We start from the raw sequence: 8,794 nt of genomic DNA, 5'->3' as shown, positions 1-8,794 counted from the left end.
CCGCTGTGCGACGCGCACGCGAGCGCGAGCTCCGCGGCGCCGAAGCCGAATGTCTCGGCGACACCGTCATCGACGAGCGGCAGCGCCTGCAGCGGCTTGATCGCGGAGCGCGCAAACGTGACCAGCTCCGCGTCGCCGGCCGTCGCGCGCAGCACGCCTTCTCCATCCGCGACTGCGATACTCACCGCGTGGCGCGACTCCACCACTGCGCCGCGCCTGACCTCTACCCGCGCGAGCCCCACGCGCACGCCTCCTTGCAAGGAAGAGAACACCGCGTGGCTGCGAGAGCCATCGCGGAATCGGCCATCCTCATGTGTATGTGCGCCGACGCGGCCGCATCGCACCGATCAGGATGCCGGTGAGCAGCACGACACCGCCCGCGATCGTCTGCAAACCGGGCACCTCGCGGATCGCGGGCAGCAGCCATGCGATCAGCGTGGCACCGACCGGCTCACCGAGGATCGCGAGGTTCGCGACGTACGCGGGCAGGTACCGCAGCGCGTAGTTCACGCCCGTGTGGCCGATCAGCATCGGCCCGAGCGCGAGCGCCACGAAGACGAGCCAGTCGTTGCGACCGTAGCCCGTCAGCTGGACACCGGGGTGCAGCGCAATCACCGCCACGAGCAGCACAGCCGCGACACCGTACACGACGAACACGTAGTTCCAGACGTCCAGCCGCTGGCGCAGCCGCCGGCCGATCACGTAGTACGCCGCCACGAACACCGCACCGGCGAGCGCCAACGCATCACCCATCAGCGCCCGGGTACCGAGTGCGAAGTCGCCCCACGCGATGATCAGTGCGCCCGCCATCGCGATCCCGATGCCGATCGCCTGCTGCCGGGCGGGACGCTCGTGCAGGAACAGCGCGGACAGGGCGACCACGAAGACGGGCTGCATGTTCACCAGCACGACCGAGCTGGCCACCGTCGTCAGCCCGAGCGACGCCACCCACGTCCAGAAATGCGCGGCCAGGCACGCACCGCCCGCGAGTGCGAGCCACCGTTCCCGCGTGTCCAGTGCGCGCACCTCGTGGAGACGGCCGCGCGCGATCACGATCACGCTCAGCACTGCGACGGCGAGCAGCAGGCGCCAGGCGGAGATCGCCAGCGCCGGCGCGTCCGTGAACCGCACCAGTGGTCCCGCCCAGCTGACCGCGAGCACCGCCACGACGAGAACAGCACCCGGCGGCAGTGCCCCCGGGTGCGCTGGCGGCCCGTTCCCGGGTGCCGCCGTTTCTACCACGTCGTCGGTGTCATTCATGCGCTCAGCGCGCCCAAGATGCAGCCGGAGGCAGGACGCCGCAAACGACGCCCGCGTCGCAGCAGAACGATGCCCACGCGCGCGTCGCCGCGCCGGCACGGGTCCCGGCCTTTCATCCCCTCGCATACAAACGAACGGGGCGTCCCGGTCGACCGGGACGCCCCTCGCTGCTGGAAGTGGGCTGCGGATCAGTGGCCGCCTGACGGCCCCGCAACGCGCGGTGCATCACTGCCCCGCTGCGCGGCGACGCGGAACAGCGTCTCGGGCGAGTTGGCCTGTCGGAGCAGCTCGGCTGCGACCTCGATCTGGCGGTCGTCGTCATTCAGCCGACGGCGGGCCTCGGCCTGTCCCCACTTCGCGTACGCGATCTCGTAGGCGAGGTCGCGCGAGACCAGGCGCTCGGCGCCATCGAACACGTCCTGCCCGACGTCGACGCCCGCCTTCACCAGCGCCTGGCGGAACGACTCACGCATCTCGGGCGACACCTGGAAGCCGCGCTGCAGGTTCGGCTGCGACTTGGCGTACGCGACCGCCCACGTGAAGCGCGTCTCGAAGTACTTCGAGCCGTGCGGCTGCAGCGCACGCAGGTACGTCTGCTCCTGCAGCGTCAGCGTGTCCGGATTGACGATGATGTCCGGCGTGATACCGCCGCCGCCGTAGACGGTGCGGCCGCCGTCCGTCCGGTACTCCGGCCGATCGCCGACGCTGTCCGCCGCCAGCGTGTCCATCGCCAGCTCCGCCGCCTCGGCATCGATGCCGTACGGGCCCTGGATGCTGCGACCGACCGGCGTGTACCAGCGCGCCGTCGTCAGCTTCAGCCAGTTCTGGCCGGGGAGCTGGAACAGCGACTGGACCGAGCCCTTGCCGTAGGTCGTGCGGCCGAGCACCAGCGCGCGGTCATGGTCCTGCAGGGCGCCCGCGACGATCTCCGTGGCCGACGCGCTGCTCGGCCCGACCAGCACCACGATCGGCAGGTCCGGGTACGCATCCGGCGACGCCGCGTACGCACTCTGCGACTGACGCGGATCACGCCCCTTGGTCTCGGCGATCAGCTGACCCCGCTCGAGGAACAGGTCGGACACCGCGATGCCCGCGTCGAGCAGGCCGCCCGGATTCTGACGCATGTCCAGGATCACGCCCGTCGCGCCCTCCGCCTTCAGCGCATCCAGCGCCTGGCGCACCTCACGCTCCGAGTCCTCGCTGAACACGCTCAGCTCCAGGTAGCCGACATTGCCCGGCAGCAGGTACGACGTCGTCACCGACTGGATGTGGATCTCGTCGCGCGTGATCGTGAATGGGATCGGCTCATCGATGCCGAAGCGCGCGACCGTGATGTTCACCTGCGAGCCGCGCGGGCCGCGCAGATTGGCGACCGCCTCATCCTCGGTCCACTCGCGCGTCGACTGACCTTCGAACTCGACGATCGCGTCACCGGCACGCAGTCCCGCGCGCTCGCCAGGCGTGCCCGGCAGCGGCGAGAGCACCGTGATCCAGCCGTTGCGCTTCGCGATCTGGATGCCGATCCCGCCGTACTCGCCCTGCGTCTGCACGCGCAGCCGCTCGTAGTCGTCGGCCGTCATGAAGACGCTGTGCGGATCGCCCAGCTCCTCGAGCATGCCGTCGATCGCCAGGCGGTACAGCTCGCCGGCAGACTTCTCATCGACGAACCGCGCCGAGACGTGCCGCAGCACGTCCTCGAACAGTTGCGCCGTCGCGTACACGTTGCGCTCGCTGCTCACACCCTGCTGCAGCAACCAGCCGCCGGATGCGAACGCAATCAGCGCAACGAACAGTGGTGCCATGACGGATCGCTTGATCTTCATCGTCTTCTCCCGAAGCCTGCTGCCGGCGACGCCGCATGGCGCCTCAAAGTCTAACCCGCTGCCGCGTTGAAAGTTTCTGGAAAACGCGACGCGAGGAGCGTCACGATCGACGCGTGCACCGCCTCGACCGTCGCCTCCGCCGGGAGCGCAACCACACCCGGCTCGGAGGCAGCGAGCAAGCGGTATGCCTCGTTCACCCGGTCGTGGAATGCGGCGCCCGCGCGCTCGATCCGGTCCGCCGCGCCGCGCTGCGTTCGTCGCGCGTCCCCTACTGACGCGGGCACGTCCAGCACGATCGTCAGGTCCGGCGCCAGGCCACCCGTGGCAAAGGCATTGAGCCGCCGGACCTCGTCCAGGGGCAACCCCCGCCCGTGGGCCTGGTACGCCAGCGTCGACAGCTCGAATCGGTCGGCAACGACGATTCTACCCTCGGCCAGCGCGGGCGCAACGACCTCTGTGACGAACGTCGCGCGGGCTGCCAGCATCAGCAACAGCTCCGTGCGGGGCGTCACGTCCCCGCCGTGCAGCACCACCTCGCGGATCGCCTCGCCGACCGCAGTCCCGCCGGGTTCGCGCGTCACGAGATGCGGCCGGCCCTGCCTGGCGAGCCACTCCCCGAGGAGCCTGGCCTGCGTGGATTTGCCGGAGCCTTCGATGCCTTCGAGGACTAGGAACACGGGTGCTTTCTAAAGGTCATACTGCGGGCCCGGGGCCCGGGGCCCGGGGCCGGGGGCGGGGGCGTCTGCCCGCGCCCCGCCCACGTCAGGTAACTCGTGAGGCCACGAAGAGTCGTCATCCGTGGCCTCGCGAAGCATCTCCTGCTGATCATTGAAGCGGCGTCACCCCTCGGCCCAGGGCCCTGGGCCCCGGCCCTGACGGCCCGCTGTTCGCGTTACTCGTAGTAGTCCAGCCCCAGATGCGTCACCACCTCTTCACCCGCCAGGTGCCGCAGCGTGTTCTTCAGCTTCATGTGCTGGATGAACAGGTCGTGCTCGGGGTAGAGGCCCTCGGGCGTCATGGGGCTCTTGTAGTAGAACGAGAGCCATTCCTGGATGCCGCTCATGCCGGCGCGTGCGGCCAGGTCGCTGAAGAGGGCCAGGTCGAGCACCAGCGGGGCGGCCAGGATCGAGTCGCGGCAGAGGAAATCGACCTTGATCTGCATCGGGTACCCCATCCATCCGAAGATGTCGAGGTTGTCCCAGCCTTCCTTGTTGTCACCGCGCGGCGGGTAATACTCGATGCGGACCTTGTGGTAGACGTTGCCGTACAGCTCCGGGTAGAGCTTCGGCTGGAGCGTGTACTCGAGCACGCCGAGCTTGGACTCCTCCTTGGTCTTGAACGAGTCCGGATCGTCGAGCACGGCACCGTCGCGGTTGCCCAGGATGTTCGTGCTGAACCAGCCGTTCAGGCCGAGCATGCGCGCCTTGAGCCCGGGCGAGAGGATGGTCTTCATCATCGTCTGCCCGCTCTTGAAGTCCTTGCCCGAGATCGGGAGGTTCTTCTGGAGCGCGAGCTCCTGGATCGCCGGGAGGTCGACCGTCAGGTTCGGTGCACCATTGCAGAACGGCACACCCTCCTGCAGTGCGGCCCAGGCGTAGATCATCGACGGCGCGATCGCGTCGTCGTTCTCCTCCATTGCCTTCTCGAACGCGGCCAGCGTCGCGTGCTGCGGGCCCGGCTTCAGGAAGATCTCCGTCGAGCCGCACCACACCATGACCAGGCGCTCGCAGCCCTTCTCTTCCTTGAAGCGCCGGATGTCCTCGCGCAGCTGCTCGCCGAGGTCGCGCTTGTTCTTGCCCTTCTTGACGTTGGTCCCGTCGAGCCGCTTCACGTACTTCCGGTCGAAGACGGCCGGCATCGGCTGGATCGACTTGAGGAAGTCCGCGATCGGCTCGTAATCCTTCGCCTCGAGCACGCCCGCCTTCACGACCGTCTCGTATGCGTCGTCCGGGATCGGGTCCCAGCCGCCGAACACGATGTCGTCCAGCGAAGCGAGCGGCAGCAGCTCGCGGATCAGCGGGTTGCGGTCGTCGGTACGCTTGCCGAGCCGGATGTGCGAGAGCTGGCTGAGCGAGCCGATCGGCTCCGCCATGCCGCGGCGGACCGCCTCGACCCCCGCGATGAACGTCGTCGCAACCGCGCCCATGCCGGGAAGCAGCACACCGAGACGACCGGTGGCGGGTGCGATGTTCTGGTTGTTGGCCATGCCTGTGTAGTCCTCGAGTATGTTGTGCGCTGCTCGATCGTCGCGCGTGCTACTCGTCGAGCGGCACGCCGCGCGCGTGCTGATAGACCCAGACGATCCTCTGGAAGGCCGTCAGGTTCGTGAGCACGGCGAGGATGAGGATGACGCCCTTCAGCACCAGTCCGTCCCACGCCTCGCCGAAGAAGAGCGATGCGGCGCCGAGCAGCACGACCCGCTCGGCGCGCGGCATCAGGCCGACGCGGCAATCCAGCCCCATCGCCTCCGCCCGCGCGCGAGTATAGCTGATCATCAGGGAGCCCGCCATTGCAAGCATGATCAGGTAGATCATGCCGACGTCGCCGAGCTCGAGCCGGTAGTCGTTGTAGAGGGAGAGCAGTCCGAGGAAGACCACGATCTCGCTGATGCGGTCGAGCGTCGAGTCGTAGAACGCCCCGAACTTGCTGCCCAGCCCGGTCAGGCGCGCGACGCGCCCGTCCAGGATGTCGAAGAAGCCGCCCAGCAGGATGAGAAAGCCAGCCGTCCGCACGTGGTGCTGATGGTAGGCGAGCGCGGAGCTGCAGGTCACGAAGAAGCCGATCGTCGTGAGCGCGTTCGGGTGAACACGCTTTGCGCTCAGCCAGTCGGTGAGCGGATCGATGATGCCGTAGACTGCGCCGCGCAGGCTGTCGAGGCTGGGCATGTGCGGGTCAGGAAAGGATGATCCGCGACTGCGCGCCGAGCTCGATGCCCTTCCCGATTTCGTCGTTCACCTTGCCGAGCACCTTGTCGAAGTTGCTCTGTGCCGCGACCAGTGCCTGGTAGACCGTCGAGCCCTGGAGCTTGCCGAACGACGCCTCGTACGCCTGCTGCGCCTCCTGCGACGGCTCCTGTCCACTCCGCAGCGCGCTCGCGATCTGCGCCTCCAGCTCGGCGAGCGCGTTGAGGGCCTCGACCGCATCGCGATCGCTGTCCAGGTTCTGACGCGCGCGGCCGAGCGCCTTGTACTCCTCCGTCTGGCCGATCATGCGCCCGAGCTCGCGTGCCTTTTCGATCATTGCTTCGTTCATCTACAGCGTCCCTTCCGTGACGACGAGCGGCGCGCAGTGCGCCGCCGGTCCGGTTCCATCGTTACTCGTTGTCTTCCGCCGGCGCACGCACCGCGCTGACGATGCGCGGGCGTCCGGCCAGGTCCTGCGTGATACGGGCGGTCTCGAATGCGCGCGTCGCATCGATGCGCGCTGCCACGGCCTCGGCCTGCCCGAGCCCCAGCTCCAGGGCGAGCAATCCGCCGGGCTGCAGGTGGGCCGCGGCACCGTCCACGATGCGCTCCAGCACCGCGAGCCCGTCCGCGGCCGCGAACAGCGCACTGCCGGGCTCCCACTCGCGCACTTCGGGGGCGAGGTCGGCCGCCTCGCGCTCCGCGACGTACGGCGGGTTCGAGACGACGACGTCGAACCGCTCGTCCGGCACGGCGTCCCACAGGTCGCCATGCAGCAGCTCGATCCGCCCGGTGTGGCCCGTCAGCGCTGCATTCTCGCCTGCCAGCGCCAGCGCGTCCAGCGACACGTCCGTCGCGACGGCCGTCGCTGCCGGGTGCTCGGCCAGGATGGCGAGGGCGATCGCGCCGGTGCCGGTGCCGAGGTCGAGCACCCGCGGGACGGACGTCGTCTGCCGTTGCAGGTGTTCGAGCACGACGCCGACCAGCACCTCTGTCTCCGGCCGCGGGATCAGCGCGCGCCGATCGACCTTGAGCCGGAGCGAACGAAACTGGACGTCGCCGGTGATGTACTGCAGCGGCTCGTGCTTCAGTCGCCGTCGCACCCAGGCGCGGAACGTTTCCAGCTCCCGGTCGTTGATCGGCCGGTCGAACTGCGTGTACAGCTCGAGCCGCTTCACGCCGAGCACGCCGGCCAGCAGCAGCTCGGCCTCGAGCCGCGCATTCTCGAAGCCGCGCTCGCGCAGGAGCTGCGCGGCCTTCTGCGCCAGGGCGAGCGCCGTTTCGGGCAACGCCGTCAGGCGACTGCGCCCTCGAGCCGCTCCGCCTCACGCGCCAGCTTGAGCGCGCCGATCAGCTCGTCGAGGTCACCGTTCAGCACGTCCTGCAGGCTGTGCAGGGTCAGGCCAATCCGGTGATCGGTGACACGGCTCTGCGGGAAATTGTACGTCCGGATCTTCGCCGAGCGATCGCCCGTCCCGACCTGCGTCTTGCGCTCGCGTGACCGCTCCGCCTCCTGCTGCGCCAGCTTCGCGTCGAGCAGTCGGCTGCGCAGCACCTGCAGCGCCTTCGCCTTGTTCTTGTGCTGCGACTTCTCGTCCTGGCAGGTCACCACGACGCCCGTCGGGATGTGCGTGATGCGCACCGCCGAGTCGGTCGTGTTCACGGACTGGCCGCCCGGGCCCGAGCTGCGGTACACGTCGATCCGCAGGTCCTCCTCGCGGATGTCGACGTCCACGTCCTCCGCTTCCGGCAGCACCGCGACCGTCGCGGCGGACGTGTGGATCCGCCCCTGGCTTTCCGTGGCGGGCACCCGCTGCACGCGGTGCACGCCCGACTCGTTGCGCAGGTCGCCGTAGGCGTCAGAACCGCGCACGATGAAGACGACTTCCTTGTACGCGCCCCGCTCGCCCTCAGACAGATCGACCAGCTCGATCTTCCAGTTGCGGCTGTCGGCGTAGCGGCTGTACATGCGGAACAGGTCTGCGGCGAAAAGGCCGGCCTCGTCGCCACCGGTGCCGGCACGGATCTCGACCACGGCGGCTCGATCGGAGAGCGGATCCTTCGGAACCAGCAGGCGACGCAGCTCCGCCTCGAGCCGCGACTCCTCGGCTTCCAGCTCCTCGAGCTCCATCTCCGCAAGCTCGACCAGCTCGGGATCGTCGCCGGCCGCGATCACGCTGCGCACGTCGTCCAGCCGCACCCGCGCCTTCTGCCAGCGCGCCGCCGCCTCGACCACCGGCGCCAGCTCGGAATGCTCGCGCGCCGTCGCCGCGTAGCGCTCGCGCGACTCCAGCACCGCCGGATCCGCGAGCGCCTCCGTCAGCGCCTCGAAGCGACGCTGCACCTCAGGCACCCGATCCTGCCAGCTCATGTTGCTATCGGATAGTGAAAGAGCCGGGCTGACCCGGCTCTTCGATTACTTGCCCGCCGTTGCGTCCTGCTTCGCCCACTTCTTCTGGAAGCGTTCGACGCGGCCGGCCGTGTCCATCAGACGCTGCTTGCCCGTGTAGTACGGGTGGCAGACAGAGCAGATCTCGACGTGAATCGAATCAGCCGTGCTGCGCGTCTGCCAGTTGTTTCCGCAGGCGCACTGGACGGTGACTTCCTTGTAATCGGGATGAATGCCGGGCTTCATCGGGTTTTTCTCGTGTTTGGGCCAAGACTGTCTAGTTTAGCGGATTCCGGGGTGGGGATCAAGTTGGAGAGGCGGGCCCGGGGCCCGGGGCCCTGGGCCGGGGCCGGGGATCGCCGACCCCCCCCGTCGCGTCTTCGACCCGGCATGGCAACGCTGGCAGCGGCAGGCGCGGG

10 protein-coding genes are annotated in these 8,794 nt (G+C 68.8%); all 10 read right to left on the bottom strand.

Annotated elements, in window-relative coordinates; genetic code table 11:
* Window positions 1–242 (bottom strand): asparaginase (locus VFU06_13735; protein HEU5210449.1); only part of this gene is annotated, 242 nt, incomplete at its 3' end.
* A gap of 67 nt (window positions 243–309) precedes the next feature.
* Window positions 310–1,260 carry a DMT family transporter gene (locus VFU06_13730; GenBank protein HEU5210448.1) on the bottom strand — a complete coding sequence of 317 codons (951 nt, stop codon included), beginning with the start codon at window positions 1,258–1,260 and terminating at the stop codon, window positions 310–312.
* 188 nt (window positions 1,261–1,448) lie between these two features.
* On the bottom strand, window positions 1,449–3,083 hold the full coding sequence (locus VFU06_13725) for a S41 family peptidase (GenBank protein HEU5210447.1): 1,635 nt from the start codon (window positions 3,081–3,083) through the stop codon (window positions 1,449–1,451).
* 50 nt (window positions 3,084–3,133) lie between these two features.
* Window positions 3,134–3,760, bottom strand: a complete 627-nt coding sequence (tmk, locus tag VFU06_13720) for a dTMP kinase (GenBank protein ID HEU5210446.1) — start codon at window positions 3,758–3,760, stop codon at window positions 3,134–3,136.
* Window positions 3,761–3,975: 215 nt separating this feature from the next.
* Window positions 3,976–5,289: an inositol-3-phosphate synthase gene (locus VFU06_13715; protein ID HEU5210445.1), complete on the bottom strand. Its 1,314-nt coding sequence runs from the start codon at window positions 5,287–5,289 to the stop codon at window positions 3,976–3,978.
* A gap of 49 nt (window positions 5,290–5,338) precedes the next feature.
* Entirely contained in the window at window positions 5,339–5,968 is a 630-nt protein-coding gene (locus tag VFU06_13710) for a CDP-alcohol phosphatidyltransferase family protein (protein ID HEU5210444.1), read from the bottom strand.
* 7 nt (window positions 5,969–5,975) lie between these two features.
* Window positions 5,976–6,335: a YlbF family regulator gene (locus VFU06_13705; protein HEU5210443.1), complete on the bottom strand. Its 360-nt coding sequence runs from the start codon at window positions 6,333–6,335 to the stop codon at window positions 5,976–5,978.
* A 61-nt stretch (window positions 6,336–6,396) separates the two neighbouring features.
* Window positions 6,397–7,275, bottom strand: coding sequence for a peptide chain release factor N(5)-glutamine methyltransferase (gene prmC, locus VFU06_13700; GenBank protein HEU5210442.1), 879 nt, complete (start codon window positions 7,273–7,275; stop codon window positions 6,397–6,399).
* A gap of 5 nt (window positions 7,276–7,280) precedes the next feature.
* Window positions 7,281–8,357 (bottom strand): peptide chain release factor 1, encoded by a 1,077-nt coding sequence (gene prfA / locus VFU06_13695; GenBank protein ID HEU5210441.1) that lies wholly within the window; start codon window positions 8,355–8,357, stop codon window positions 7,281–7,283.
* 45 nt (window positions 8,358–8,402) lie between these two features.
* A complete protein-coding gene (gene rpmE, locus VFU06_13690) occupies window positions 8,403–8,621 on the bottom strand; it encodes a 50S ribosomal protein L31 (GenBank protein ID HEU5210440.1) in 219 nt (72 codons plus the stop codon).
* Window positions 8,622–8,794: the final 173 nt, after the last annotated feature.

It is taken from the genome of Longimicrobiales bacterium, from assembly GCA_035764935.1.
Lineage (GTDB): Bacteria > Gemmatimonadota > Gemmatimonadetes > Longimicrobiales > RSA9 > DASTYK01.
The sequence above is the reverse complement of the archived record's forward strand: the minus strand, read 5'-3'. Positions and strand labels throughout refer to the sequence as shown.

Excerpts from the sequence above, each read along its gene's own strand:
- VFU06_13730 (HEU5210448.1), bottom strand. The coding sequence starts at position 1,260 with ATGAATGACACCGACGACGTGGTAGAAACGGCGGCACCCGGGAACGGG.
- VFU06_13705 (HEU5210443.1), bottom strand. The coding sequence starts at position 6,335 with ATGAACGAAGCAATGATCGAAAAGGCACGCGAGCTCGGGCGCATGATC.
- prfA (HEU5210441.1), bottom strand. The coding sequence starts at position 8,357 with ATGAGCTGGCAGGATCGGGTGCCTGAGGTGCAGCGTCGCTTCGAGGCG.
- VFU06_13715 (HEU5210445.1), bottom strand. The coding sequence starts at position 5,289 with ATGGCCAACAACCAGAACATCGCACCCGCCACCGGTCGTCTCGGTGTG.
- VFU06_13725 (HEU5210447.1), bottom strand. The coding sequence starts at position 3,083 with ATGAAGATCAAGCGATCCGTCATGGCACCACTGTTCGTTGCGCTGATT.
- rpmE (HEU5210440.1), bottom strand. The coding sequence starts at position 8,621 with ATGAAGCCCGGCATTCATCCCGATTACAAGGAAGTCACCGTCCAGTGC.
- VFU06_13710 (HEU5210444.1), bottom strand. The coding sequence starts at position 5,968 with ATGCCCAGCCTCGACAGCCTGCGCGGCGCAGTCTACGGCATCATCGAT.